The organism is Pseudomonas sp. GZJR-8 (genome assembly GCF_002916705.1).
GTDB classification, from domain to species: Bacteria; Pseudomonadota; Gammaproteobacteria; order Pseudomonadales; family Pseudomonadaceae; genus Aquipseudomonas; species Aquipseudomonas synxantha_A.
Genome location: NZ_JXSI01000002.1, coordinates 481,930 through 507,904, shown reverse-complemented (window position 1 = coordinate 507,904; position 25,975 = coordinate 481,930). Strand labels below are relative to the sequence as shown.

The window sequence follows — 25,975 nt, the reverse complement described above, 5'->3', positions numbered from 1 at the left end:
ACTGGGTTTCCGGCGAGGACCGTTAACCCCCTGTCAGGGCGGGACCGTAACCTTCAATAAACTCGGCAGGCATACGCTTGGGTTTGCCGCTGGACAACTCGATGCACACAAAGGTGGTTTGCGCGCGCAGCAGCGTCGCGCCGTCGCGGGGGCGTACCAGTTGGAAACGACGGGTCATTTTCAGGCGCTGATCCCAGTCGACGATCCAGGTGGCCAGTTGCAGCTCATCGCCTTCATAGCCTGCCGCCAGATAATCGATCTCATGGCGTACCACCGCCATGGCGCGGTCCAGGCGGCGATACTCGGTGAGGTCCAGCCCCAGGCGCTGGGAATGGCGCCAGGCGCAACGCTCCAACCAGGACACGTACACCGCGTTGTTGGCGTGCCCCAGGCCGTCGATGTCTTCAGGCGCAACCTGCAGATCGATGATAAACGGCGTTGCCAAATCCCAGCCCATGCCTTGCTCCAGTCGATTGATGTCGGCGGGGCAGTGTATCAGGCGGTTTGCCGCTGCTGTAGACGGCGGCAGTCGAGGCGCGCCTCTTCAGCGCACCGCCGCCTTGGCCGCTCGGATTACGCGGTCCGACAACTCACCCGGCCCCAGTGCGCGAGCCAATGTCAGGCCACCCACCATCAAGGCCATGTCCGCCAGCGCCTTGTCGATGTCTTCAGGGCTGTCGGCCAGTTGCGCAGTCATCAGCTCCACGTGCTCGCTCAAGACCTCGCGAAATGCGTCGGGCAAGCGACCCATCTCGCCAACTGTGGCCGGCAAGGGGCAGGCCTGGGAGGTTGAATCACGATGCTTGCGTGACAGATAGAAGGCCGCCACCAGCGCCCGACGCTCTTCGCCGGTGAGCTGCGCGTCCAGATCGTCGATAGAGGCCCGGCGCTGCGCCAGCAACTGGCTGAACGCCTCCAGCATCAAGGCGTCCTTGCTTTCAAAGTGCGCGTAGAAACCACCGACGGTCAGCCCTGCCGCCCCCATGACCTCCCCCACACTCGGCTCAGCCGGGCCGCGCTGGATCAATGCCGCGCTGGCAGCCTGCAAAATACGTTCGCGGGTTTGCGCTTTTTTATCGCTCATCAAGGCCTCCGTCTTTCATGGGTTGGATATTATTACCATAATAATATTGCGCAAGCGAAAGGTACGACCGCCGGTCAGAACAAAAAAATGGAATCAATCAAGAAAATGGCCGAACGCCAGACAAACAAAAGGGCCATTCAATAATTGAATGACCCTTAAAAATCCCGCAAAGCGGGTAATCGTGGCGTCCCCTAGGGGACTCGAACCCCTGTTACCGCCGTGAAAGGGCGGTGTCCTAGGCCACTAGACGAAGGGGACACAAACCTTCTATACACTGATCAGCGCTGAGAACTGATCGATTCAAGGACGGTGTGGCCGGAACCTTGAACCTGTAAAATTGGTGGAGCTAAACGGGATCGAACCGTTGACCTCTTGCATGCCATGCAAGCGCTCTCCCAGCTGAGCTATAGCCCCGGATTTTTCGTCTCGCGACGCAGCAGACCTTTCGAGCTGCTTGTTGAAACTGGCGTCCCCTAGGGGACTCGAACCCCTGTTACCGCCGTGAAAGGGCGGTGTCCTAGGCCACTAGACGAAGGGGACAAAACCTTCTGTACATCTGATCAGAGCTGAGACCTGATCAATTCAAGGACGGTGTGGCCGGAACCTTGAACCTGTAAATTGGTGGAGCTAAACGGGATCGAACCGTTGACCTCTTGCATGCCATGCAAGCGCTCTCCCAGCTGAGCTATAGCCCCTCATCGGTGAGGACGGGGCGAATCTTAATGGCGGTTTGGAAACGTGTCAAATTTATTTTCAACAATTTTCAAAATTTTTTGCCGGGATAACAATCACTTACCGACGAAACCCCGGAAAACCGGGGTTTCGTCACTGCAACGGCCTGCTTAAGCGATGGCGCCCAGCAGCTTTTCCCATTCCTTGTTTTCTTTCTTCGACACACCACCAAGCAAATCAAGGGCTTGGCGCAGGCGGAAACGGGTCAGGTCCGGGCCGAGGATTTCCATCGCATCGAGCACCGACACCGAACTCGCTTGCCCGGTGATCGCGGCAAACATCAGCGGCATGGCATCGCGCAGTTTCAGCTCAAGGGATTCCACCACCGCCTGGATCGTGGCCGTGATCGCATCTTTTTCCCACTGGCGCAGGCTTTCGAGCTTCCACAGGATCAACTGCATCAGTTGGCGAACCTGGTCGCCGGAGAGCTTTTTGGATTCAAACAGCTTGGCATCCGGGTTCACGCCGCCGGCAAAGAAGAAACTGGCCAAGGGCGCGACCTGGCTGAATGTCTCTACCCTGCCCTGCACCAACGGCGCAATCTTCATCATGTACTCGGGGTTCAACGCCCATTGCTGCACGCGGCTGGCAAACTCTTCCACGGGCAAGTCACGCAGCCACTGGCCGTTGAGCCACGACAGCTTCTCGATATCGAAGATCGGCCCGCCGAGGGAAACACGGGAGAGATCGAAGTTGTCGACCATTTCCTGCAACGAGAATTTCTCCCGCTCGTCCGGCATCGACCAGCCCATGCGGCCCAGATAGTTGAGCATCGCCTCAGGCATAAAGCCCATGCGCTCGTAGAACGTTACCGACGTTGGGTTCTTGCGCTTGGACAGCTTGCTCTTGTCCGGGTTACGCAGCAGCGGCATGTAGCACAGCTGCGGTTGCTCCCAGCCGAAGTATTCGTACAGCAGGATCAGTTTCGGCGCCGATGGCAGCCACTCTTCACCGCGCAGCACATGGGTGATGCCCATCAGATGGTCGTCGACCACGTTGGCCAGGAAGTACGTCGGCAAGCCGTCGGTCTTCATCAACACTTGCATGTCCATGCGGTCCCACGGGATTTCGACGTCACCGCGCAGCATGTCCGGCACCACGCACACGCCTTCGCTCGGCACTTTCATGCGGATAACGTGGGGTTCGCCAGCCGCCAGGCGTGCGGCCACTTCCTCCTTGGACAACAACAGCGCGCGACCATCGTAGCGCGGGGTCTCGCCACGGGCCTGTTGCTCGGCGCGCATCTGGTCCAGCTCTTCGGCGGTGCAGAAGCACGGGAAGGCGTGGCCCATGTCGACCAGTTGCTGGGTGTATTGCTTGTAGATGTCGCTGCGCTCGCTCTGGCGATACGGGCCATGCGGGCCGCCGACGTCCGGACCTTCAGCCCAGGTAATGCCCAGCCAGCGCAAGGCATCGAAAATCTGCTGTTCCGACTCACGGGTGGAGCGCAGTTGATCGGTATCTTCGATCCGCAGGATGAATTCACCACCATGCTGCTTGGCAAAGCAGTAGTTGAACAAGGCGATGTAAGCAGTACCGACGTGGGGATCCCCAGTAGGCGATGGCGCAATGCGCGTGCGGACGGTGGTCATGGCAGGTCTCGAATGGGCGATAAAACTGAAAATTGAAACAAGGGGCGAATGGTAACAGCCTGGGGGATATCTGGAAAACCGAGGCGCGGCCATCGCAGGCAAGCCAGCTCCCACATTTTGACCGCGTTCACAGATCAATGTGGGAGCCGGGCTTGCCCGCGATGAGGCCAGCCCAATCAACGCAAATTAAACAGCCAACAGACGCTCGCGCAACTTGCCAATCTCATCCCGCGTCTGCGCCGCCGCCTCAAACTCCAGGTCCCGAGCCAGCTGGTACATCTTCTCTTCCAACTGCCGAATCCGCTTGGTGATCTCACTCGGCGAGCGCAGTTCGTTCTCGTACTTGGCACTTTCCTCGGCAGCCTTGGCCATGCCCTTGCGCTTCTTGCTGCGCGAGCCGGGCACGGTGGCGCCTTCCATGATGTCGGCAACGTCCTTGAACACGCCCTTGGGGGTGATGCCGTGTTCCAGGTTGAACGCGATCTGTTTGTCGCGACGACGCTGGGTCTCGCCAATCGCCCGCTCCATGGAGCCGGTGATGCGGTCCGCATACAGGATCGCCCGGCCATTGAGGTTACGCGCCGCCCGGCCGATGGTCTGGATCAACGAGCGCTCGGAGCGCAGGAAGCCCTCCTTGTCCGCATCCAGAATCGCCACCAGCGACACTTCGGGCATGTCCAGACCCTCACGCAGCAGGTTGATCCCCACCAGCACATCGAAGGTCCCCAGGCGCAGGTCGCGGATGATCTCTACCCGCTCCACGGTGTCGATGTCCGAGTGCAAGTAACGTACACGCACGCCGTGGTCGGCCAGGTAGTCGGTCAAGTCTTCGGACATGCGCTTGGTCAATGTGGTAACCAGCACCCGCTCTTCCAGGGCCACACGCTTGTTGATCTCCGACAGCAGATCGTCGACCTGGGTCAACGCCGGGCGGATTTCAATCTCCGGGTCCACCAGGCCAGTAGGTCGCACCAACTGCTCGATCACGCGACCAGCGTGCTCGGCTTCATAGTTGCCGGGCGTCGCCGACACAAAGATGGTCTGCGGGCTGATGGCCTCCCACTCGTCAAAGCGCATTGGCCGGTTGTCCAGCGCCGACGGCAGGCGGAAGCCGTACTCCACCAGGGTTTCCTTACGCGAGCGGTCGCCCTTATACATGGCCCCCACCTGCGGCACGCTGACGTGGGATTCGTCGATCACCAGCAAGGCGTCCGGCGGCAGGTAATCATAGAGGGTCGGCGGCGGCGCCCCGGATTCGCGACCCGACAGGTAGCGCGAGTAGTTTTCGATGCCGTTGCAGTAGCCCAGCTCCAGGATCATTTCCAGGTCAAAACGGGTGCGCTGCTCAAGGCGCTGGGCTTCCACCAGCTTGTTGTTGGAACGCAGGTATTCCAGACGCTCGGCCAACTCGACCTTGATACCCTCGATGGCGCCCATCAGGGTTTCACGCGGGGTCACGTAGTGGCTTTTCGGGTAGAAGGTGAAGCGCGGCAGCTTGCGGATCACCTCGCCGGTCAACGGGTCGAAGGCCGACAGGCTTTCGACTTCGTCATCGAACAGCTCGATGCGGATCGCTTCCAGGTCGGATTCGGCCGGGTAGATGTCGATCACATCGCCGCGCACCCGGAAGGTGGCGCGGGCGAAGTCCATGTCGTTACGGGTGTACTGCAGGCTCGCCAGGCGGCGCAGCAGTTCGCGCTGGTCGAGTTTGTCGCCTCGGTCAACGTGCAGCACCATCTTCAAGTAGGTTTCGGGGCTGCCCAGACCGTAGATGCACGACACCGTGGTGACGATGATCGCGTCCTTGCGCTCCAGCAACGCCTTGGTCGCCGACAGCCGCATCTGTTCGATATGGTCGTTGATCGATGCATCCTTCTCGATAAAGGTATCGGAGGACGGCACGTAGGCTTCGGGCTGATAGTAGTCGTAGTAGGAAACGAAGTACTCAACCGCGTTGTTGGGGAAGAACGCCTTGAACTCGCCGTAAAGCTGCGCGGCCAGGGTCTTGTTCGGCGCCAGCACCAGGGTCGGGCGGTTGGTCTGGGCGATCACGTTGGCGATGCTGAAGGTCTTGCCGGAACCGGTCACCCCAAGCAGCGTCTGGTGCGCCAGGCCGGCCTCGATGCCTTCGACCATCTGGCGAATGGCTTCCGGTTGATCGCCGGCGGGTTCAAAACGGGTAACGAGCTGGAAATCCGACATAACGTACCTCGTGAAGTCACCCCAGACTCGACACCGCCAGGGACGAAATAGCTCAGCAACCCGCGAATAATCATCGCAGGTTGCAGGAAAAAACCATGATAGCTGTAGAAGTGGTGGCGAATGTGACGGGTTTCAAGGCTGACGTCCTACATGTCCTTTCCCTTCAAGGTTGCAATAAGACTAACGGTCAGCAAATAAACCGAAAAACTTGGCCGAAAAGCCATTTCGGCTGTCGCCCTGCGCGGTGATGGCCTCTATACTAGCTCCCCGTTTGTGCACCGCTCTAGTGCATTCGGCTGGAGCGCGACACGTCCCTCCCTTCCCCCATAGAGCTGCCGCAAAAATGAGCCTGTTCTCCGCTGTCGAAATGGCACCACGCGATCCTATCCTGGGCCTCAACGAAGCATTCAACGCCGATACACGAACCACCAAGGTCAACCTTGGCGTGGGCGTTTACTGCAACGAGGAGGGGAAGATTCCACTCTTGCGTGCCGTTGCCGAAGCGGAAGCCATTCGTGTGGCGCAACACGCCGCCCGTGGCTACTTGCCGATCGACGGCATCGCGGCCTACGACCAGGCCGTGCAGAAGCTGCTGTTTGGTGCGCAGTCGCCCCTGCTGAGTGCCGGCCGTGTGATTACCGCCCAGGCCGTCGGCGGCACTGGCGCGCTGAAAATCGGCGCAGACTTCCTCAAGCAACTGCTGCCCAATGCCGTTGTCGCCATCAGCGACCCAAGCTGGGAAAACCACCAGGCGCTGTTCGAAAAAGCCGGTTTCCCGGTGCAGACCTACCGTTACTACGACGCCGCCACCCATGACGTGAACCGTGCCGGCCTGCTCGAAGACCTCAACGCCCTGCCGCCACAGTCCATCGTGGTGCTGCACGCCTGCTGCCACAACCCGACTGGCGTCGACCTGGGCCCAGCCGACTGGCAAGACGTGCTGGAGGTGGTCAAGGCCAAGAACCTGGTGCCGTTCCTCGACATGGCCTACCAGGGCTTTGGCGATGGCATCGACGAAGACGCCGCCGCAGTGCGCCTGTTCGCTGAGTCGGGCCTGACCTTCTTTGTGTCCAGCTCGTTCTCCAAGTCGTTCTCGCTGTATGGCGAGCGCGTAGGCGCGCTGTCGATCGTCAGCGAGTCCAAGGAAGAAAGCGCGCGCATCCTGTCCCAGGTCAAGCGCGTGATCCGCACCAACTACTCCAACCCGCCCACCCACGGCGCAGCCATCGTTGCCGCAGTGTTGAACAACCCTGAGCTGCGCGGTCAGTGGGAAGCCGAGTTGGCCGAAATGCGCCTGCGCATCCGCGGTATGCGCGAGCAGATGGTGGCCGAGCTGGCCAAGGCTGCGCCAGGTCATGACTTCAGCTTCGTCGGTCGCCAGCGTGGGATGTTCTCCTACTCCGGCCTGACCGTTGAGCAAGTCACACGCCTGCGTACCGAGTTTGGCATCTATGCATTGGACACCGGGCGTATCTGTGTGGCGGCCCTGAACCAGTCGAACATTGGTGCGGTGACCAAGGCGATTGTCGAGGTGCTGTAAGCCGGCAAGCGTTAGACGAAGGGGGGAAGCCATTGGCTTCCCCCTTTTTATTGGCGAACACACTAGACTGAACGTCGACTGCCTCCTTGCTGCGAGAACCCTATGAGAAACGATGACCTGGACCTGCGCGCCGACCGCGACGAATTGCACGACTATGCCCCACGCGCACCGCAAGCCAAGCGCCAGAAGAGCCTGGTGCTGCAAGTGGCGCTGGGGGTATTTCTGGGTGGGCTGGCCTTGTGGCTGGTGCAGTTGGGTGCAACGGCGATCATGGCCAAACTGGCGATGGGCACCCTGCAATTTGGCGGCTGATGCAAGACACCTGTGGGAGCTGGCTTGCCTGCGATAGCAGCGGTTCAGTTAAAGATTCATTGACTGACACACCGCTATCGCAGGCAAGCCAGCTCCCACATTTGATCTAGGATGCTGGCAGATTGCGTTCTTCCAGCAGTTTTACGAAACTGTTCAAACTCTGCGAAACCGTGCCCCGCCGCCAGATCAGCCAGGTATTGAGCAGTCGAAAGCTGTCCGTCAACGGCCACACACTCACCGCCGCACACCCCGGCATATTCTCCAGCATACTGCGCGGCATCAGCGCCAGCCCGGCCCCGGCGCTGACACAGGCCAACATGCCATGGTATGACTCGATCTCGAAGATCTTGCCCGGCACCGCGCCATCCTGTGAAAACCAGCGTTCAAAGTGATGCCGGTACGAGCAGTTCGAGCGAAACGTATAGATGTTCTCGCCATTCACATCCTGCCCCCGGGTGATCGGGGCGTGATGCAGCGGCGCGATCACCACCATCTCCTCCTCAAACACCGCCACACCCTCCAGCGTGGAGTGCAGCACCGGACCATCGACAAAGGCCGCCGTCAGCCGGCCCGACAGTACGCCTTCGATCATGGTGCCCGAGGGGCCCGTACTCAGGTCCAACTCCACCTTGGTGTATTGCTGGTTATACGCCGCTAGTAACGCCGGGATACGCACCGCCGCCGTGCTCTCCAGCGAGCCCAGGGCAAAGGCGCCTTGGGGCTCCTCCCCCGCCACCGTGGCGCGGGCTTCCTGCACCAGATCGAGAATGCGCCGCGTATAGCCGAGGAAATTCCACCCGGCCGGGGACAAACGTAAGCGACTCTTCTCACGGATGAATAACTCCACGCCCAAATCCTGCTCCAGTTGCTTGATGCGCGTGGTGAGGTTCGACGGCACCCGATGAATCAACTGCGCGGCGGCGCTGATGCTGCCTTGTTCGGCAACGGCCTTGAAGATTTCCAGCTGCACCAGATCCAAGTCATTCTCCATTCATGAACATATTGCTTAATATTATTCAGTTTCCAGAAAAGATACAGCCCCGTACGCTGGTCCCATTCCACTCATTCAGCCGGACGGTGCCATGAACAACGCTATTTCCCACCAGACCCACGCCTTGTCGATCAATCCCGCCAACGGTGAAACCGTTGCCAGCTACCCCTATGAAAGCGCAGCACAACTGGATGCCGCCCTCACCCGCGCGACCGATGCCTTCCGTACCTGGCGCCACACCCCGGTGAACCAGCGTGCCGACTATCTGCTGGCCCTGGCTGCCGCCCTGCGTGAGCAAGCCGAAGACATGGCGCAGATGATCACCCTGGAAATGGGCAAGCCTATCGCCCAGGCCCGCGCCGAGATTGAAAAATGCGCCCAGCTCAGCGAGTGGTACGCCGCCCACGGCCCGGCCATGCTCGCCCCGGAACCTACCTTGGTGGACAACGGCAGCGCCCGGATCGAATACCGCCCACTGGGCCCGATTCTCGCGGTGATGCCGTGGAACTTCCCGGTGTGGCAAGTGCTGCGCGGCGCCGTGCCGACCCTGCTCGCCGGCAACACCTATGTACTCAAACATGCGCCCAACGTAATGGGCAGCGCCTACCTGATCCAGCAAGCGCTGCGCAAAGCCGGTTTTGCCGAAGGCGTGTTTGAAGTGATCAACGTGACCCAGGACGGCGTGTCCACCGCCATCGCCGACCCGCGCATCGCCGCCGTGACGCTCACCGGCAGCGTTCGCGCCGGTATTGCCATCGGCTCACGGGCCGGGGCCGCGTTGAAAAAATGCGTGCTGGAACTGGGTGGCTCCGACCCGTTTATCGTGCTCAACGACGCCGACCTCGACGCCGCCGTACAAGCCGCCGTCATCGGCCGCTTCCAGAACAGCGGCCAGGTCTGCGCAGCCGCCAAGCGCTTGATCATCGAAGCAGGCGTGGTTGAAGCCTTCACCGCCAAATTCCTGGAAGCCAGCCGCGCCCTGGTGATGGGCGAACCCACCTCGACCGCCACCTATATCGGCCCCATGGCGCGTTTTGATCTGCGTGACGAACTGCACGGCCAGGTTCAGGCGACCCTGGAAGAAGGCGCCAGGCTGCTGCTGGGCGGCCATAAAGTCGCGGGCGCGGGCAATTACTATGAGCCGACCGTACTGGCCGACGTCACCGACCAAATGACGTCGTTCAAACAGGAACTGTTCGGCCCCGTGGCGTCGATCATCACCGCCCGCGACGCCGACCACGCCGTGGCCCTGGCCAACGACAGCGAGTTCGGCCTGACGGCCAGCATCTTCACGGCCGACTCGGCAAAGGCGCGAGCGATTGCCGACCAGCTGGAAACCGGCGGGGTCTTCGTCAACGCGTTCAGCGTGTCAGACCCGCGGGTGGCGTTTGGCGGCGTGAAGAAGAGCGGGTTCGGTCGCGAGCTGTCGCACTTCGGTGTACGCGAGTTCTGCAATGCGCAGACGGTGTGGCTGGATCGTAAGTAGCCTGCCAGCCTTGGCGCTTCAACAATTAATATGTCGTCGCACGCACTGCACCAAACCATCCAGGGCCTGGGATTTTACCGGCGCGAGCACACAGACCGTGTGCTCGCGCGCGCCTTCCGTCACTGTCAGGGTGTAATGCACCTGGCCGGGGTTGCCTGGTTCAGGGCGAGTGCTTTGCGGCAACCGAAAGAAACCCGAGTCTTCGATCAGTTGCCGTAACTCTTGCTGGTCCTGCTCGGGCAGCGCGTCCAGTTCGACGCTGCGCGGTTTGGCCAACCCTGGAAAAAACGCCGCCCCGCCGCTTTCCTTGATTGAAATTCGCATGGCTGTTCCTCGCCGCACAGGCGGCTTCGTCAAACGTTAATGCCCACCGCTTTCCAGCCTGCCTTGACCGCCTTCTGCTCATCCTTGTTTACGCCATAAAGCTGACCGGCAATATCATGGGTGATACGCGCAAAACGCAAAAAGCCGGAATTGGGCCGCAGCCGCGAATCGCGCAGTGCGTCATACCAGATCCGCCCTGCACGCTCCCAGGCGAACCCGCCAATCTTGGTCGCCACCTGATAGAACGCGTGGTTGGGAATGCCGGAATTGATATGCACGCCACCATTGTCCTCGTAGGTTTGCACAAAATCATCCATATGCCCCGGCTGCGGGTCTTTGCCCAGCAGTTTGTCATCAAACGCAGTCCCCGGCGCTTTCATCGAACGCAGGGCAGTGCCTTTGATCTTTTTGGTAAACAGCCCTTTGCCGATCAACCAATCGGCGTCCTCGGCCGTTTGCTTCAGCGCGTACTGCTTGATCAACGAACCGAATACATCCGACAGCGACTCGTTCAGCGCGCCGGACTGGTTGAAGTACATCAGCTTGGCCTCATCTTCGGTCACGCCATGAGCCAACTCATGGCCAATGACGTCGAGTGCCACGGTGAAGCGATTGAACAACTGCTGGTCACCATCGCCGAACACCATCTGGGTCGAATTCCAGAACGCGTTGTTGTAGTCCTGGCCGAAGTGCACCGTGGCGTCCAGCGCCATGCCCGCATCGTCGATGGAGTTGCGGTCGAATACCTGGTCAAAAAAATCGAAGGTCGCGCCCAGGCCATCATAGGCTTCGTCCACAGCGGCATCGCCACTGGCGGGCTGCCCTTCACCGCGAATCAGCTTGCCGGGCAGGCTGTCGGTGTTTTCGGCGCTGTAGATCGAGCGCTGTTTCTCGGCGCCCACGGCCAGCGCCATGCGGGCCGGGCCCTTGGAGGGTACCGCGACCATACGCAACGACCGGAACGTGCTGTCCTTGGCGCGCGTGCGTAATGCGACCTCCCGCTGGGCTTTATCCCCGTGGCGGGCGATCTGGTCGAGCATGTACGGCGGGATCAGGCAGAAAATCGGGTTGCGCAGTTGGCGAACACACATGAGCTGGCTCCTTTTTGGCGTGTGATGAACGTCCGGGTAACGGTTTTCAGGATAGCCCTGTGTTCGCCCCCTGGGCCAAATTGTCATGAGTTTGTGTTTCAGTGGTGTTTATCCGAGGCCCATAAGGAACATGCCCATGCCTGCCCGCACAGCCCAAATCGACCTTTCCCACCGCCCAAGGCTCGCCGACCTGCGTCCATTGGTCGCGGCCAGCCCCACCCTGCTGGAAGCCAGAGCCGCGACGCCGCGTGTCACAGCGGCCAAGGACTTCAAAAACCGCGCGGGCTATGCTGACGATTTCCTCAGCGATTTCGTGGTGCCATGGCCCACGGTTGGCGAGCCGCTGGCAAGCGACGTGCAACCCAAGCGCCTGGACTACACGCATTTCTCCATCACCATGTCGCGCTCCCGACGATTGGCGCTCTACGTGGGGGTCAATATCGACGGCGCCAAGCATGTGGACATCACGCGCAGCAACGACACCTGGGCCTATGATGGCCGCCTGCCCCTGGACGCCCAAGTAGGTGAAGACCTCTATGCCGGCAATGGCCTGGACCGCGGCCACCTGGTACGGCGCCAGGACCCCAACTGGGGCGACGAGGCGAACACCGCCAACTTCGACACCTTTCACTTCACCAACTGCTCGCCCCAGATGAGCGGCTTCAACCAGAAGACCTGGCTGGAACTCGAAGACTACATTCTCGACAACACCCAGCGCTGGAAAGCCCGCGCCACGGTGTTTACCGGGCCAGTGTTCGCCGATGACGACCGGCTTTACCGTGGCGTGAAAATCCCCAAGGCGTTCTGGAAAGTAGTGGCCTACCTCAGCGACGATGGCAAACCGTCCGCCAGCGCCTACATGATTGACCAAAGCCGCGAGCTGGGCCAACTCGACCTGGTATTCGGCCCGCTTCGCACCTACCAGCGCAGTGTGATTGCGATCGAACAACTGACCGGCATCCGCTTCGCCAACCTGGCCGACTACGACGGGTTCAGCAACGAAGAGCGCGCCACAGGCACCCGGATCGAAGCGCTGATCCGCGGGCCGCAAGATATTCGACTCTGATTCGCGCCTACAGGGTGTGATCGCTTACCATACCGCCGCCGGTTCCCGTATGGGACTAACAGGGAATTCGAAACGCCGCACGCGACGTGAACCGAAACTGCCCCCGCAACTGTAGATGCCGAGCCTGCTCCCCACTGCCACTGGACCGCGTCCGGGAAGGCGGGAGCAAGGCGACGACGCATCAGTCAGGAGACCTGCCGGCCCAGCTAATTCACTAACCGGCGGGGTGTCCGGGAAGGACATCCTGGCCCTGCCCATCAGCAGCGTCCATGGGCGTATTTCCGAGCCGTACCTCCCCTGCTGCACCTACGGTTCACAAGGAGATCGCCTCATGCTGCCACGCGTTACCGCCCTGATCGCAGGCTTGGGTATGTGTGCCCTGGCGCAAGCCGCGCCCACTCAGTACCCGTTGACCGTGCAAAACTGCGGCAGCACCCTGACCTTCCAGCACGCCCCCGCCCGCAGCGTGACCATCGGCCAGGCCGCCACCGAGATGCTCTACGCCCTGGGCGTGGGCGACAAGGTGGTCGGTACTTCGCTGTGGTTCAACAACGTGGCGGCGCAGTACAAGGCCCAGGACGACCGCATCGAGCGCCTGGCCAACAACGAGCCAAGCTTCGAAGCCGTACTCGCCAAGCGCCCGCAACTGGTGGCCGCCGAGCTGGAATGGGTCGTGGGCCCCCAAGGCGTGGTCGGCACCCGTGAGCAGTTTCATGAACTGAAGATCCCCACCTACCTGTTGCCGTCCGACTGCGAAGGCAAAGACAACCTGGTGGGCGCCGATGGCACCCGGTTGGAGCCCTTTCGCATCGAGACGATCTACCAGAGCCTCCAGCAACTGGCGCAGATTTTCGACGTGCAGGATCGCGGCCAACAACTGACCGACGAACTCAAGGCGCGCCTGGCCAAATCCGTCGCTACAGCGCAGGGCAAAGGCTTGAAGCAGGCCAGCGCACTGGTGTGGTTCTCCAGCGCCGAAATGGCCAGCGACCCTTACGTAGCCGGCCATAAGGGCGTGCCGCAATTCATGCTGCAAACCCTAGGCCTGCGTAACGTCGTGCAGTCCGATGAAGAGTGGCCCGCCGTCGGCTGGGAAACCATCGCCAAGGCCAACCCCACCTTCCTGGTGATCGCACGCATGGACCGCCGCCGCTACCCGGCCGACGACCATGAAAAGAAACTCGCCTTCCTGCGCAGCGACCCCGTGACCCGCAACATGGACGCGGTGAAGAACAACCGCATCATCATCCTCGACGCCCTGGCGTTGCAGGCGAGCCTGCGCACCTTCGAAGGCCTTGAACAACTGGCCGCCGCCATCGACGGCTATAACCTGGGCCAATGATGCGCACCCTACTCGCCCTGGCGTTGCTGCTGCTCGCCCTGCTCGCTGGCGTCGCCATCGGTGAAACTGCCATCGAACCGCAGGTGGTGCTGCAGGTGCTCGCCAATAAACTCTGGGCCGCCGGCTACGTACTGGACCCCATCGACGAAGGCGTGGTGTGGAACTATCGCCTCACCCGGGCCCTGGTGGCCGCAGCCTGCGGCGCAGGGTTGGCAACGTGCGGCGTGATCCTGCAATCACTGCTGCGTAACCCGCTGGCCGATCCGTACCTACTGGGCATCAGCGCCGGCGCGTCAACCGGCGCAGTGCTCGTTGCCTTGATTGGCGTGGGCGGTGGCTTGGTGTCGTTGTCGGCAGGCGCGTTTGTGGGGGCGATGGCGGCGTTTGCGCTGGTGACGCTGCTGGCGCGGGCCAGCGGATCGTCCAGCGGCACCGGACAAATCATCCTCGCAGGCATCGCCGGCTCGCAGTTGTTCAATGCCCTGACCGCGTTCCTGATCACCAAGTCCGCCAGCTCCGAACAAGCCCGCGGCATTATGTTCTGGCTGCTGGGCAACCTCAGCGGCGTGCGCTGGCCGTCGGTGTGGTTGGCGGTGCCGGTGGCGGTCGTGGGGCTCGCGGTGTGCCTGTGGCACCGTCGCGCACTGGATGCGTTTACCTTCGGCAGCGACTCGGCGGCCTCCCTCGGCATCCCCGTACGCCGAGTGCAATTTGTGCTGGTGGCCTGCGCTGCGCTGGTGACGGCGGTGATGGTGTCCATCGTCGGCTCCATCGGGTTTGTCGGTTTGGTGATTCCCCACGCGGTGCGCCTGTTGCTTGGCACCGGGCATTCGCGCTTGCTGCCAGCCAGCGCCTTGGGTGGCGCGCTGTTTTTGATCGCTGCGGACGTGCTGTCGCGCACCTTGATCAAGGGCCAGGTGATTCCGGTGGGTGTGGTGACCGCATTGGTGGGCGCGCCAGTGTTTGCGCTGATCCTGATTGGCCGGAGGAATGCGCGATGAGCGTGCTCAGTTGCAGCGGCCTGGGCTTCAAAGTGCGTGAGGCGCAGTTGCTGCGTGACATTGACCTGGACGTGCAGTTGGGTGAAACCCTCGGTATCGTCGGGCCCAATGGTTCAGGCAAATCCACCCTGCTCAAATTGCTGGCTGGATTACGTGTGCCGGCCAGCGGCGATGTTCGCCTGGGTGGCAAGCCGCTGGGTGAGTTGCCGCGCCGCACCATCGCGCAACAATTGGCGGTCGTGGAGCAACAGGCCGACACCGACGACGCCATTCGCGTGTTCGATGCCGTGGCCCTGGGCCGCACGCCATGGCTGTCGGCGCTGAGCCCGTGGTCGCGCGAAGACGATGCCATCGTGCACCAGGCCCTGCACGACGTAGACGCCACCCACCTGAGCCAACGCGCCTGGCGCAGCCTCTCCGGTGGCGAGCGCCAGCGCGTACATATCGCCCGCGCCCTGGCACAACGGCCGCAGATTTTATTGCTGGATGAGCCGACCAATCACCTGGATATCCAGCATCAACTGGCGATCCTCAAAGGCGTGCAAGGCTTGCCGGTGACCACCTTGATTGCGCTGCATGATCTGAATCAGGCGTTGACCTGTGATCGCCTGGCCGTACTGGATCGCGGGCAACTGGTGGCGCTGGGCGCGCCGCTGCAAGTGCTGACGCCGCAGCGTTTGCAAGAGACATTCGGGGTACAGGGGCATTACCTGACAGACCCGTTCGACGGTGCGCAAATCCTGCGTCTGCGCTCCAACTGAACCTGTAGGTTGGAGCAGCTTGTTCTGGTGACAGCCTGACAGCCAACTGTGATCAAAATGTGGGAGGGGGCTTGCTCCCGATGTCGGTGGGTCAGTCATAGATGTGTTTGCTGACACTCCCTCATCGGGAGCAAGCCCCCTCCCACATTGGTTCTACAGAGGCAGGTGCATATGGGTTGTTTGCCAGATCGGGTCGGCCTCGACATCCACCACTTCGAACCCCTGCCGCCGCCAGAAATCAATCGCGCCGGGCAGAAACGGATGGGTGTGCAAGTACATCACCTCCACGCCATCCGCTCGTGCCAGCGCCTCCAGCGAGCGGTACAACCGGCCCGCCAGGCCCAAGCGGCGCACTGCCGGGAGCACATACAGGCGCACCACTTCCACCGTCTTGCGCCCCTGGTAGTTCAACTGTGGAAAGCGGCCGTCATAAGGCCGATAAGCCACCGCGGCAACGATTCGACCTTCGGCACGAGCAATCAAAAACCGCCCGCCGCCCTCAAGATAGATGGCTTCAAACTGCGCCAGATCCTGGGGTACTCCGGTGGCCCTGAGCGACGGAAACAGTTCATCACGCGCCTGCAAAGCGAAGCTCAGCACCTGGGGAATGTCAGCGGCCTGCACCGCCTCGATACTAACGCTCATCGCCAAGGATCCGACCCGCTATCCACTGGCGAGCGTAAGCCAACACGCGATCGGCCATCGCCACCTGAAAATGAATAAACCCATGGGCCGCTTCCGGCAGTAGATGGGCCTCAACCGCCGCCCATCGCTCGGCGATAAGCAGGGTGTCATCCTTGAGCGGGTCCAATTCGCCCACGAACATCAGCGCTGGCGGCAGCCCCTCAAAGTCCCCATACAAAGGGGACAAAGGCGGCTGCCGGCGCGCCTCGTCGCTGATCCCCGGCGTCAGCAGGCGCAGCGTCTGGACCATGCCCGGTCCGTCCAGCAACAAGGTGCCCGGCCCGGCCGTGCGCACACTGGGCGTGCCGGTCAAATCGTAGACGCCGTAATACAACACCGCGCCGCTTACCCGCTGGAGTAACTCGGGCCATTGCTTGAGCGCCAACAAGGTGGCCGCCGCCAGATGCCCGCCGGCCGATTCACCGACGAAAAACACCGGCAGGCCGGCAAACTCCGGGCAATCCGCCAGGAGCCAGCGCGCAGCCCTCAGGCAGTCGTCCAGCAACCCTTCGATCGGCGTATCCACCGCCAGCCGATAATCCACCGACACCACCGCCACATCGCAAGCGTTGACCATGCCGAGGTTAAGGTCGTCATTCATTTGCGCATTGCCGATCACCCAGCCACCGCCGTGGATATCCAGCACCACGCCTTTGAGCTTGCCACTGGGGCGCAAGATGCGCACGGGCACCGTGCCCAGCCTTTTCAGCTCAACCACGGGCGCCTTCTTGAACGTCTGGCTGGCGCGTAGCAGTGCCTGGATCATGCGCGGCGTCACGCGGTTGCGGATTTTAAAGCGCGGCATCCACGCCAGTTTCTGATTGAAGCGGCGCATCTGGGCCAGTTCGGGCTCGCTGGCGGACCAATGCTGGTAAGCCATCAACGATTATTACGCAGGATCGAGAAGTTCAACGCCGCGGCCACGCACAGCCACGCCAGATACGGGAACAGGATCAGCCCGGTAATCAAATCCAGGCGCACGGCCAGCACCACCATCGCTGCCACGGTGAGCCACAAGAGCACGATAATCACCATCCCGGCGAACAACCGATGGGCACCGAAGAACACCGGCGTCCACAGCGTGTTCAATGCAATCTGCGCCGCCCACAAGGCCAACACCATTTCGCTGCCGGGGATCAGGGTCAAGCGGTAACCGGCCCAGGCCAACAGCAGGTAGATGATCGTCCATGCCACCGGGAACAGCCAGTTTGGCGGGGTAAAGCTGGGCTTGACCAGGGATTCGTACCAGGCACCGGGTTTGAAGATCACGCCGGTACTGGCGGCGGCGGCGCAGGCGAGCAGGAAGATGAAAAAGGTCATGGTCGGTCCTTGAGGTCCTGTGGATGGAAAAACAATGCACTGCTTTGAGTGACTCAAGCAACCGCGGATAAATTCAATGGGAGCAGCAAAATACCCGCTCTTCTGCGCGTCATGAAAATTGGTTATGGTCGGCAACATCCAGCACCGTTGCCCGAGACGCCCCCTTGCCCAAGCTTGCCGATCACCGCAGCAGCCCCTGGTCAGTGTTCCTGATCTTCCTGCGCCTGGGCCTCACCTCCTTCGGCGGGCCGATTGCGCACCTGGGCTATTTTCGCCAAGAGTTCGTCACCCGCCGCCGCTGGCTCAGCGAGCGCAGCTATGCCGAACTGGTCGCCCTGTGCCAATTCCTCCCCGGCCCGGCCAGCAGCCAGGTCGGTATCGCGTTGGGCCTGTCCCGCGCGGGTTACCGGGGCGCGGCGGCAGCCTGGGCCGGGTTCACCTTGCCGTCGGCCATCGCCCTGATCCTGTTTGCCCTGGGGCTGGCCCACTACGGCGGCGCCCTCCCCCCTGGTGCGCTGCACGGCCTCAAGGTCGTCGCCGTAGCGGTGGTGGCCCAGGCCGTATGGGGCATGGCACGCAACCTGTGCCGAGGCGTTTTACGGGTGACGTTGATGTTGATCGCCGCGTGCGTGGTGCTGCTGCAACCCTCCGCCTGGGCTCAAGTCGGGGTCATGGTGGTCGCAGGCGTGGCCGGCCTGTTGCTGTTCAAGCCCCAGAGCAGTGCCGAGCCCGACGCGCTGCTCATCGCCATCAGCCGCCGTGCCGGAGCCCTGTGGTTGATGCTGTTTTTGCTGCTGCTTATAGGCTTGCCACTCCTCTCCGCATGGGCGCTCAACCCCACGCTGGCGCTGGTGGACGCCTTCTACCGCACCGGCGCGCTGGTATTCGGCGGCGGCCACGTAGTGTTGCCGCTACTGCAAGCCGAAGTGGTGCCCAGCCACTGGGTCAGCAACGATGTATTCCTCGCCGGTTACGGCGCCACCCAGGCTATGCCCGGCCCGCTGTTCACCTTCGCCGCCTTCCTCGGCGCCTCCATGACCCACGCCCCGAGCGGTTGGCTTGGCGGGGTGATCGCGCTGCTGGCGATCTTCGCCCCCTCGTTTCTACTGATCTTCGGCGCCTTGCCCTTCTGGGCCAACCTGCGCAAAAGCCCGCGCACCCAGGCGGCGCTGGCCGGGGTGAACGCGGCGGTGGTTGGCCTGTTGTTGGCGGCGCTGTACCAACCGGTGTGGACCAGCGCGATTTACAATGTGTATGACGTGGCGTTGGCGCTACTCGCACTGGTCGCGTTGATGGTGTGGAAGCTGCCGCCATGGCTGGTAGTAATAGGTTGCGGCGTACTCGGGGGGTTACTGTAGGAGCGAGCTTGCTCGCGAAAAACTCACAGGCGCCGCGTTTAATCTGAAGGCACGCGTTATCGTTAACGATTTTCGCGAGCAAGCTCGCTCCTACAGCATTGGGGCTAAGCCCGGCTCGACAATCTCGAGCCACGGCCAACGCGCTTGATAACTCCTGGCCTTGTGCAAAAACAGCTCCGGCTCCGGATGCAAGGGGTTGATACGCAAGACACCCTGCTTCACATCCTCCAAGCCATAAGGCGCGTACACCTCGCCCGAGGCAATATCCAGCGCAATACACGTGCCCGCCACCAGGTAACGGTCAACCCCTTGCCGGGCCGAATGCAACTGCGGGTAAGGCCGGCCAAACCGCTGCCCATACCAAAGGTGCACCCGCGCCTGATTCCTGACCTCCACATTCACCCCCAGGTCTTGGAATAGCACCTGCGCCGCACGAATTACCGCGTCTTCCGCCTCGTAGGACAGGTCCTCGTCAAAGTAAAAAACGTCATAGTCCTTCACGCCCTGAGCCGCCGGCAGATTCGCCTGATGGTTCCACACCGCCTGGAACAAACAGCCCGCCGTGAGCATGCACTGCTGCACACCCAGATCCGGCAGGCGCGCGGTGATTTGCGCATTGATAGGGTTGGCCATGGCCAATTCGAGCAAGGTGTCGACAGTCAATGTCATGTTCAGTCCTCCATCGTCAGCGCCAACCATAACACCGGAATATGGCACTTCTGTAGGAGCGAGCTTGCTCGCGAAAACCCCAAACGATAACGCAACGCCTGAAGGCAAAATCCGATTTCCCTGCCGCACCTTGCTCCATTGCCTACGCCTGCGTCAGAATCCGCCGGCTTGTGCGCTGGGGTGGCCGTCTCTAAGGTGGCTCGGTCGCTGAATTGTTCAGTGATTCGGGTTTAGTAGCCTGAGCTTGGGTATCTATTAGTGCATGAGTTTCATCAGTCAGACAGTGCGTCTGTGCTTGATGGTGGCTGTGCGCAGGGCGTCTTCGGGCGCGCCGGCTTTAGATGTCCACCGGTCTACTAACCTGCGTACAGCTGCCACCCACTGTTTAGTAGCGGAAAGGTGGTGGCATCACTCAGGATGTCTACTCATGTCAAAATCAGATTCAAGTGCCCTCTTCAACGTTGCCCCCAACGCCAGCAACGAAAGCCTCATCACCAACAGCTACGAAACCTTCACCAGCGTCAGCACCCTCCTGCTCGACCTGTCCGAAGACCTCAACGGCAAACACCGCGACATCGCCCTCGCCATACACCAACTGAGCGAACTGGGCGTACTGCTTACCGCCAGACTCCTCGACCGCGAAGTGCCGTGCCCTGGCTGATGATCAGTTCTTCAATTCATTAGGCCGATGACTCGCCGCGTCGTTGTAAGCCACGTACAGCGACTCGGCGATTTGTTTTCTGATGGCATTGGGGGATTCAGCCTCGGCACAAAGCCCTCTGCGATGACGAGAGCGGCGACTGCTATCGGCCAATAGCGGCCCATCAAGTGACGATGACTGTAAACACCATTGATTGCAAAAGATGAGCAAAGTCACACATCAACTGCGTTCCGTCATAAATACTCAGACAGTAGCGAGAATAAAGATGCGTTTGAACGGAAACAACGTTCGCCCATCCCCCTCAGGCGGGTAATACTCATGAACCAGCTTCAGGAAGTGATCTAGGAAACACTGCCGCTCGAACTCATCCAGCGCCAAGAGCACCGGCCGTAGCGCCGAAACCTTGACCCAATCGAAAATCGGCGACTGACCTTCCACCACCTGTAGGTGTTCGGTCTCCCAGATATCCAAATCCTTGGTCAATGGTGCCAGCAGACGGTAATAACGATCCAGCGATAGCACCGGTCGCTCAGCCATGAACCGACGTAACTCGGCTGTACCCAATGGGCCGCCATCGAGTCCTGCGTGATCAAGGGTTTCTAGCATCAATTGATACCACAGCGCGTCACGCCAATTAGGCATGTGTGCTGCCAGACAACCTCCAGGGTTGAGTTGTCGCAGCAGGCGTGGCAGCAACACGTCGTGACCACTGATGAAATGCAGTACTGCAGCAGCAAACAGTAGGTCAGCAGGTTGCCCGGCCTGCCAACTCTGTAAGTCGCTTTTATGCCAAAGGGCCTTGATCGGCAGATAGCTGGCCTCACCAAGCATCTCTGCCGAGCTATCGACTCCCGTCAGATCGGCGTGCGGCCAGCGCTTGGCCAGGAGGTGAGTGGCAATGCCAGTACCGCATCCCAAGTCATAGATTCGTTCTGGGTTTTCCAAGCAAATATGGTCCAGTAACTCGACCACCGGACGCTCCCGTAATCGAGCAAATTTCAGATAGGCCTGAGGGTCCCATTGAGTATTACCAGGCCTTGCCGTGGACGGCTGAGGCTTAATGTCCATACGTGATTCCTTCCGATCAGAGTTGTCTTCCGATGACATTCAAAGTTCTGAGGAGCAGTGCAACGCCACGGCGGGTGTCCGTTTGGCGGAGGAGCGACAGCAACCCATAGAGGTTGGGAGGCGCCGCCTCTGCGGCAGTCTCGGCCGTGGCCATGCGTAGCGCATTTCCAAAACCCCAGGTGACGGCGGTGGTGCTCTCGAACAACCTGGCGAGTTTTTCCACAGTGGCGAGGTCAAGCAGGTCTACGGTGTCGGATATCAGTGACAGCAGGTCAACCAGGTTGTCCAGACGTCCACCATCCAGAAGCGGTTTCAGCTTGTCCAGTAATGACTCTATCCCAGCATTCTGGCCTAGCGAGTCGGTATTACCATCTGCACTCTTTGCGAGTGACTCATTGAAGACATCCATGTGAATTTACTCCTCCCTATGCGCGGTCAAAGCATTCCGCGAGCCACAGCCCAGTAAAGGCCGCGGTTGAATCCACTGCGCAGAAGGCCGCCCAGTTTACTTGGCGGGGTCGGCATCACGTCGTGGGCATAGTCGTACCAAAGTGGCATCCCAGCATTTAGGCCCATCTGCGCCACAGCTTGGACACGCCCGTCATACACCGCATTGGGGCTACCCAAACGGATTTCAGCAGCAATATTGTTGGCGATCACCGGCGCCTGGTTGTGGCAAGCCCCACCTGCCTTACTGACTGGTAGATCGACCGTGTCACCGATCACATAAACGCCTTCAAGCCCATAAACCTGTAGCGTCTCATGATGAGTTGGCAGCCAGCCTTCATTGTTCTGAGCCTGTGAAACGCCCGACTCAAGCACCACGTCAACTGCACGAATCGGAGGGGTCGCCATCAGAATGTCGAACGGCTGTGCATCTCCCTCTTCCGAGTAAGCTATTCGTTGTTCCGGGTCGACTCTGCTCAGTGTGAAACCCCGTTGAAAGCGAATATTCTTCTGTTCGAAGATCCCCGGCAAAATCTCGCCGGTGGGTCGTTGTAGGAATAAGCAATTGCGCAACAACTGGGCAGTAGTGGGATAGGTGTAAATGATTTCTACCTTGTCCCGGACGCCGCGACAACGAAGGAAGTCATCAAGCATCAACGTGGTTTCGATGGGAGCGATGCCGCACTGATGCGGTACATTGGGGGTCTTTGGAAAAGAAACCGTGACAAAAATTCGACCCTTTTCAATGGTGCTTAGACGGTGAGCCAGTTGTCGCGCTGGTTCGTATTGGTAGAAGTGGTCACCGGCCTCCTTGAGGCCTTCGATACGTTCCGGAGCAGGAACGCAACCGGTGGCGATCACCAGAAAATCATAGCCATGACGCTTGCCACTAACGGTTCTCAGCTCTTGTCTGGCGAAGTCAAAACGAATTACCTCGTCGACTTGAAAATCTATTTCCGGACGTAACAATGAGCGCTCTGGACGTTTGAGCTCTTCCTGAAAAAACAGATTGAATGCAACGTACATGAAGGCGGGTTTGTAGAAGTGGTCCTCAGAGTTAGAGAGCAGGACGATCTTCAGCTGCCCCCGCAGAATTTCAGGATAGAGCTTGGTGACTAGTTGATTGGCAAGCATCGTGCCGCCCATGCCACCGCCCACGATAATTATCCGTTTCTGCATATTCCGCCCTCCATGGCGTATGCAATATCCATTCGACATTGAATTGTAGTCAAGAACGGCGAGGAGCTAGGATGAAGTCGCGATAAGAAAAACTGCACTAATCGCCAAGTGAATATGTTATTAACAAACGCCGTAAATCGTCCTTGATTTTTTAAATAATGATCGACCGCTTCGGCCGATTGCAGCCTTCCGCGAACGACAGCTTTGTGTCGGAGCTAGGCATCCAGGGTGGATGCGGCGCTATTTACAGGGGTACTCAGCTTTGAGTGCGAGCAATGCCACTAGCGTAGGTTTTTTCGTAGATAGATCAGAGTGACCTTCAGAGTACTTGACGATTGCCTGCACGCCCATTTGATCAACGTAGTTTTCAGGCAAGCAAATACCTGGAAACTTGTTCACAACCCCTCCGGTAAGATATTGAAGAGTTTCACGCACCCCAGCAACCACACCCACGCAGTAGCCCATATCAACTTGATTGTCGTCCGCAGCCATATGCTTCGTTTCAAAAAAGCGTAAGGCAACCTTGCATCCGTTTAAAAACCTTGCTCCGGCATTACTTTCCGCGAATACCGCATTGCTTGCCAGCCATCCAACTATCGCTATAGCCGCTATAAAAATCCGCATGTCGCTCCTTCTTCGATTTATTTAAAGCTTGTGGGGATAGTCAGTACTTCCACGACCTTGCCGTCCATTAGGCGGAAAGAGATCACTCGGCCCACGCCGGCTATCCCATTAGTTAAATGCCCACAGCTTATTGAAAGGCGGCTAAGCCCTCCTCATTCGACAGTCTGCAGCCATTTGAGCAATTCCATTTCCAAGCTGCCATTCTTGAGTGCTGCGGGAGAGAGCAGGCAATAGCGTGAACCGTCCTCGACAAAGCCCAGTGGTGCGGCCAACACACCGCTATGAACATCGTCACGCACCAAATGCCAAGGACCAATGGCCACTCCTAGCCCTGCAACCGCTGCTTGGATGCTGAAATAGAAGTGCTCGAAAGATTGAACCTGCATAGCTGAAAGACTGAGCCCTTTGGCAGCGGCCCATTCCTGCCAAGCTGCAGGTCTGCTGGTAGTCTGCAGCAATGGAGCCGTTGAGTGCAGACCCTCTCTGGCTTTGCCAAACCATTGGTCTAGCTTTTCTGGCCGGCAGACCGGGCCAACCTTTTCAGTGAACAGTGTCTCGACATGGTATTCGGCCGGCCGAGGAAAATCGTCTCGCCGAATGGCCAAGTCTATGCCGTGGTCAAACGAGAAGTAGCCACCACCGGCCACCAAGTGGATGTCCTGTCCGTGATGATTTTTTTGGAAGTCGCTCCATCGAGGGATCAACCAACGCATCAGCAACGTTGGTTCGCAAGACAATACAAGCGGACGGACACGCCGGGCCTCGGTGCGTATTTCGCGAACTGCCTGACTCATCATGCCGAGCCCCTCGCTCACCGCGCGAGATAAATGCTTTCCCGCTTGCGTTAAATAAACCCTTCGACTGCGCCGCTCGAATAGGTCAACACCCAGATCCTCTTCAAGCAAGCGTATTGCTCTGCTGATAGCACCCGGTGTCAGGTGCAATTCGTGAGCAGCTCGGGCAAAGCTTTCGAATCGCCCAGCTGATTCGAAGCAACGTAATGCCAGTAATGACGGCATTCTCGCCTCAGTGATGCGTGACTTATAGTCACTATTCCCATCAGAAATCATCGTTAGTGCTCAGTAAAATACTTTGCAAATATTGGCTTCAATCTTAATAACCGCAGGGCTCATCATGAGCGAATGGATAGCAGTAGTCACTATTACAATTCTCGCGTGCATCAGTCCCGGGCCCGACTTCGCACTGGTTTCACGCAACGGGCTATTACTGTCTCGACGTGCTGGCTTGCTTACAGCTGTGGGAATTGGAATTGGGGTTCTCGTTCATATTTGTTACACCTTGCTCGGTCTGGGCTTGATCCTTCAGCAGACACCTTGGCTGTTCAGTGCACTCAAGCTCGCTGGAGCTGCATATCTCATTTACCTGGGTATTAAGATGATTTTTTCAAAGCCGGAGGTCGAACAGCAAAACGTGTCTCCACCAGCGATCTCGGGCCTATCCGCTCTGCGGTCGGGGTTTCTGACAAACGCGTTGAATCCAAAAACATCGATCTTCATAGTCAGTCTGTTCATGGGCGTAGTTCGACCAGACACCGGCGTAACTGTGCAAATCGCATACGGTCTCTTCATCGCGAGTGCGCACATAATCTGGTTTGGTTTGGTCGCACTGTGTTTCTCAACTGGCAAAATGCGAGAGAAATTGCTGTCTTCACGACAATGGATTGACCGAGGATTTGGCGGCCTGCTTGTGAGCTTTGGAATAATCCTAACAATTTCGTAGCGCTCCGACTGAACTGCCTCAGCTTTGGAGAAGAGACGACTCCCTACAGCGGGGAAGCCTCCGAAAAAGGGACAGATTTATTTTTCCTGGAAATTAATCCGTCCCCTCTTCCCCTGATGATCAATCCTTCAATTCAATAGCTCGATAACTCGCCGCGTCGTCACAAGCCACCTACAACGACTCGGCGATTTGGCTTGATGGGCGTGTGATGGGAGAGTCGGCTGACGACAGCCACGTCTGCTCCTGACTAGCAGCTGTAGGTCGACTGACTAGAGCGAGACGGTTACGCTGACGTTTTCGCATGACGGGAAAAGCGAATGACAACGGTGTATCAGGGAAGCTGCTTATGCGCAGCCGTCACTTACGAGCTGTCCGCCACGCCCAAGTCAGTGAGCCACTGCCATTGCCGCCAGTGCCGCAAAAGTCACGGGGCCGCATTCGCTTCTTACGGCAGTGTTTCCCGTGACGCACTACGGGTACTTTCCGGCGCCAACAGCATCAGAACCTACGCATCCTCAGAAACCGTGTTACGCGAATTTTGCTCGCATTGTGGCTCAACATTGTTCTGGTCACGATCTCAAGGCGAGTTTGCCGACTGGGTTTCGATAGCCCTGGGCACGCTCGACACACCCTTCATAGCTGAAAAGCAAAAACACATTCATGTCGACTCCGCAGTGCACTGGTGCGGCTGACTGCTTCAA

27 protein-coding genes, 4 tRNA genes and 1 riboswitch are annotated in these 25,975 nt (G+C 59.5%); of the genes, 11 read left to right on the top strand and 20 right to left on the bottom strand.

The window, feature by feature from the left end; all coding sequences use genetic code 11:
• Nucleotides 1–22: 22 nt before the first annotated feature.
• The 8 genes from TK42_RS05575 to uvrB form a co-directional block, all read right to left on the bottom strand.
• Nucleotides 23–457, bottom strand: a complete 435-nt coding sequence (locus tag TK42_RS05575) for a thioesterase family protein (RefSeq protein ID WP_005789778.1) — start codon at nt 455–457, stop codon at nt 23–25.
• 87 nt (nt 458–544) lie between these two features.
• Nucleotides 545–1,084 (bottom strand): TetR/AcrR family transcriptional regulator, encoded by a 540-nt coding sequence (locus tag TK42_RS05570; RefSeq protein WP_103733781.1) that lies wholly within the window; start codon nt 1,082–1,084, stop codon nt 545–547.
• A gap of 182 nt (nt 1,085–1,266) precedes the next feature.
• Nucleotides 1,267–1,342, bottom strand: a tRNA-Glu gene (locus TK42_RS05565).
• 80 nt (nt 1,343–1,422) lie between these two features.
• Nucleotides 1,423–1,498 (bottom strand) — tRNA-Ala (locus TK42_RS05560).
• 50 nt (nt 1,499–1,548) lie between these two features.
• Nucleotides 1,549–1,624 (bottom strand) — tRNA-Glu (locus TK42_RS05555).
• A gap of 79 nt (nt 1,625–1,703) precedes the next feature.
• A tRNA-Ala gene (locus TK42_RS05550) sits at nt 1,704–1,779 on the bottom strand.
• A 147-nt stretch (nt 1,780–1,926) separates the two neighbouring features.
• Nucleotides 1,927–3,408: a glutamate--tRNA ligase gene (gene gltX / locus TK42_RS05545; protein WP_005789780.1), complete on the bottom strand. Its 1,482-nt coding sequence runs from the start codon at nt 3,406–3,408 to the stop codon at nt 1,927–1,929.
• Between the two features lie 186 nt (nt 3,409–3,594).
• On the bottom strand, nt 3,595–5,610 hold the full coding sequence (uvrB, locus tag TK42_RS05540; RefSeq protein WP_005789781.1) for an excinuclease ABC subunit UvrB: 2,016 nt from the start codon (nt 5,608–5,610) through the stop codon (nt 3,595–3,597).
• Nucleotides 5,611–5,953: 343 nt separating this feature from the next.
• On the opposite strand from uvrB, the gene TK42_RS05535 reads away from it, so the two are divergent.
• Together TK42_RS05535 and TK42_RS05530 are read left to right on the top strand one after the other, a co-directional pair.
• Nucleotides 5,954–7,150 carry an amino acid aminotransferase gene (locus TK42_RS05535; protein ID WP_103733780.1) on the top strand — a complete coding sequence of 399 codons (1,197 nt, stop codon included), beginning with the start codon at nt 5,954–5,956 and terminating at the stop codon, nt 7,148–7,150.
• Between the two features lie 102 nt (nt 7,151–7,252).
• Entirely contained in the window at nt 7,253–7,462 is a 210-nt protein-coding gene (locus TK42_RS05530) for a hypothetical protein (RefSeq protein WP_005789784.1), read from the top strand.
• Nucleotides 7,463–7,568: 106 nt separating this feature from the next.
• Here the strand turns inward: TK42_RS05530 and TK42_RS05525 are convergent, their stop codons facing one another.
• Nucleotides 7,569–8,441, bottom strand: coding sequence for a LysR family transcriptional regulator (locus tag TK42_RS05525; RefSeq protein ID WP_103733854.1), 873 nt, complete (start codon nt 8,439–8,441; stop codon nt 7,569–7,571).
• A 103-nt stretch (nt 8,442–8,544) separates the two neighbouring features.
• Between TK42_RS05525 and TK42_RS05520 the strand changes: the two genes are divergently transcribed.
• Nucleotides 8,545–9,939, top strand: a complete 1,395-nt coding sequence (locus TK42_RS05520; RefSeq protein WP_103733779.1) for an aldehyde dehydrogenase family protein — start codon at nt 8,545–8,547, stop codon at nt 9,937–9,939.
• Between the two features lie 18 nt (nt 9,940–9,957).
• On the opposite strand, the gene TK42_RS05515 is transcribed toward TK42_RS05520, so the two are convergent.
• Both TK42_RS05515 and TK42_RS05510 read right to left on the bottom strand, forming a co-directional pair.
• Nucleotides 9,958–10,263 (bottom strand): protealysin inhibitor emfourin, encoded by a 306-nt coding sequence (locus TK42_RS05515; RefSeq protein ID WP_032880234.1) that lies wholly within the window; start codon nt 10,261–10,263, stop codon nt 9,958–9,960.
• 29 nt (nt 10,264–10,292) lie between these two features.
• Nucleotides 10,293–11,354, bottom strand: a complete 1,062-nt coding sequence (locus tag TK42_RS05510; protein WP_103733778.1) for a M4 family metallopeptidase — start codon at nt 11,352–11,354, stop codon at nt 10,293–10,295.
• 136 nt (nt 11,355–11,490) lie between these two features.
• On the opposite strand from TK42_RS05510, the gene TK42_RS05505 reads away from it, so the two are divergent.
• From TK42_RS05505 to TK42_RS05490, 4 genes are all read left to right on the top strand, one after another.
• Nucleotides 11,491–12,420 (top strand): DNA/RNA non-specific endonuclease, encoded by a 930-nt coding sequence (locus TK42_RS05505; protein ID WP_103733777.1) that lies wholly within the window; start codon nt 11,491–11,493, stop codon nt 12,418–12,420.
• Nucleotides 12,421–12,442: 22 nt separating this feature from the next.
• Nucleotides 12,443–12,637, top strand: a riboswitch (cobalamin riboswitch).
• Nucleotides 12,638–12,751: 114 nt separating this feature from the next.
• Nucleotides 12,752–13,762, top strand: a complete 1,011-nt coding sequence (locus TK42_RS05500) for an ABC transporter substrate-binding protein (protein ID WP_078821862.1) — start codon at nt 12,752–12,754, stop codon at nt 13,760–13,762.
• A complete protein-coding gene (locus TK42_RS05495; RefSeq protein ID WP_003192595.1) occupies nt 13,759–14,763 on the top strand; it encodes an iron ABC transporter permease in 1,005 nt (334 codons plus the stop codon). The genes TK42_RS05500 and TK42_RS05495 overlap by 4 nt, the downstream gene beginning before the upstream one ends.
• Complete coding sequence (locus TK42_RS05490) at nt 14,760–15,524, top strand: ABC transporter ATP-binding protein (RefSeq protein ID WP_103733776.1); 765 nt, start codon at nt 14,760–14,762, stop codon at nt 15,522–15,524. Before TK42_RS05495 ends, TK42_RS05490 begins: the two co-directional genes overlap by 4 nt.
• A 153-nt stretch (nt 15,525–15,677) precedes the next feature.
• Here TK42_RS05490 and TK42_RS05485 read toward each other — a convergent pair whose 3' ends face one another.
• From TK42_RS05485 to TK42_RS05475, 3 genes are read right to left on the bottom strand one after another with little or no spacing between them, the layout of a single operon-like run.
• Complete coding sequence (locus tag TK42_RS05485; protein ID WP_103733775.1) at nt 15,678–16,169, bottom strand: GNAT family N-acetyltransferase; 492 nt, start codon at nt 16,167–16,169, stop codon at nt 15,678–15,680.
• Nucleotides 16,159–17,088: an alpha/beta hydrolase gene (locus TK42_RS05480; RefSeq protein ID WP_103733774.1), complete on the bottom strand. Its 930-nt coding sequence runs from the start codon at nt 17,086–17,088 to the stop codon at nt 16,159–16,161. The genes TK42_RS05485 and TK42_RS05480 overlap by 11 nt, the downstream gene beginning before the upstream one ends.
• Nucleotides 17,088–17,528, bottom strand: coding sequence for a TspO/MBR family protein (locus TK42_RS05475; RefSeq protein ID WP_003192600.1), 441 nt, complete (start codon nt 17,526–17,528; stop codon nt 17,088–17,090). The genes TK42_RS05480 and TK42_RS05475 overlap by 1 nt, the downstream gene beginning before the upstream one ends.
• A gap of 164 nt (nt 17,529–17,692) precedes the next feature.
• On the opposite strand from TK42_RS05475, the gene chrA reads away from it, so the two are divergent.
• Nucleotides 17,693–18,886: a chromate efflux transporter gene (gene chrA / locus TK42_RS05470; protein ID WP_103733773.1), complete on the top strand. Its 1,194-nt coding sequence runs from the start codon at nt 17,693–17,695 to the stop codon at nt 18,884–18,886.
• Between the two features lie 90 nt (nt 18,887–18,976).
• Here chrA and TK42_RS05465 read toward each other — a convergent pair whose 3' ends face one another.
• Nucleotides 18,977–19,555 (bottom strand): nucleotidyltransferase family protein, encoded by a 579-nt coding sequence (locus tag TK42_RS05465; RefSeq protein ID WP_103733772.1) that lies wholly within the window; start codon nt 19,553–19,555, stop codon nt 18,977–18,979.
• A 427-nt stretch (nt 19,556–19,982) separates the two neighbouring features.
• Here TK42_RS05465 and TK42_RS05460 point away from each other — a divergent pair, with 427 nt between their 5' ends.
• Nucleotides 19,983–20,216 (top strand): DUF6124 family protein, encoded by a 234-nt coding sequence (locus TK42_RS05460; RefSeq protein ID WP_103733771.1) that lies wholly within the window; start codon nt 19,983–19,985, stop codon nt 20,214–20,216.
• Nucleotides 20,217–20,459: 243 nt separating this feature from the next.
• Here TK42_RS05460 and TK42_RS05455 read toward each other — a convergent pair whose 3' ends face one another.
• The 5 genes from TK42_RS05455 to TK42_RS05435 all read right to left on the bottom strand — a co-directional run bounded on the left by TK42_RS05455 (nt 20,460) and on the right by TK42_RS05435 (nt 24,604).
• Nucleotides 20,460–21,284, bottom strand: coding sequence for a methyltransferase domain-containing protein (locus TK42_RS05455; RefSeq protein WP_103733770.1), 825 nt, complete (start codon nt 21,282–21,284; stop codon nt 20,460–20,462).
• 16 nt (nt 21,285–21,300) lie between these two features.
• The gene (locus TK42_RS05450; protein WP_103733769.1) at nt 21,301–21,693 is read right to left on the bottom strand and encodes a hypothetical protein; all 393 of its coding nucleotides are present in this window, start codon (nt 21,691–21,693) and stop codon (nt 21,301–21,303) included.
• A 26-nt stretch (nt 21,694–21,719) separates the two neighbouring features.
• Nucleotides 21,720–22,910 (bottom strand): FAD/NAD(P)-binding oxidoreductase, encoded by a 1,191-nt coding sequence (locus tag TK42_RS05445; RefSeq protein ID WP_103733768.1) that lies wholly within the window; start codon nt 22,908–22,910, stop codon nt 21,720–21,722.
• A gap of 240 nt (nt 22,911–23,150) precedes the next feature.
• On the bottom strand, nt 23,151–23,534 hold the full coding sequence (locus TK42_RS05440; protein WP_103733767.1) for a Rap1a/Tai family immunity protein: 384 nt from the start codon (nt 23,532–23,534) through the stop codon (nt 23,151–23,153).
• Between the two features lie 152 nt (nt 23,535–23,686).
• Complete coding sequence (locus TK42_RS05435; protein WP_103733766.1) at nt 23,687–24,604, bottom strand: LysR family transcriptional regulator; 918 nt, start codon at nt 24,602–24,604, stop codon at nt 23,687–23,689.
• Between the two features lie 64 nt (nt 24,605–24,668).
• On the opposite strand from TK42_RS05435, the gene TK42_RS05430 reads away from it, so the two are divergent.
• Nucleotides 24,669–25,274 (top strand): LysE family translocator, encoded by a 606-nt coding sequence (locus TK42_RS05430; RefSeq protein ID WP_103733765.1) that lies wholly within the window; start codon nt 24,669–24,671, stop codon nt 25,272–25,274.
• Nucleotides 25,275–25,591: 317 nt separating this feature from the next.
• Entirely contained in the window at nt 25,592–25,966 is a 375-nt protein-coding gene (locus TK42_RS05425) for a GFA family protein (RefSeq protein ID WP_103733764.1), read from the top strand.
• Nucleotides 25,967–25,975 lie beyond the last annotated feature (9 nt).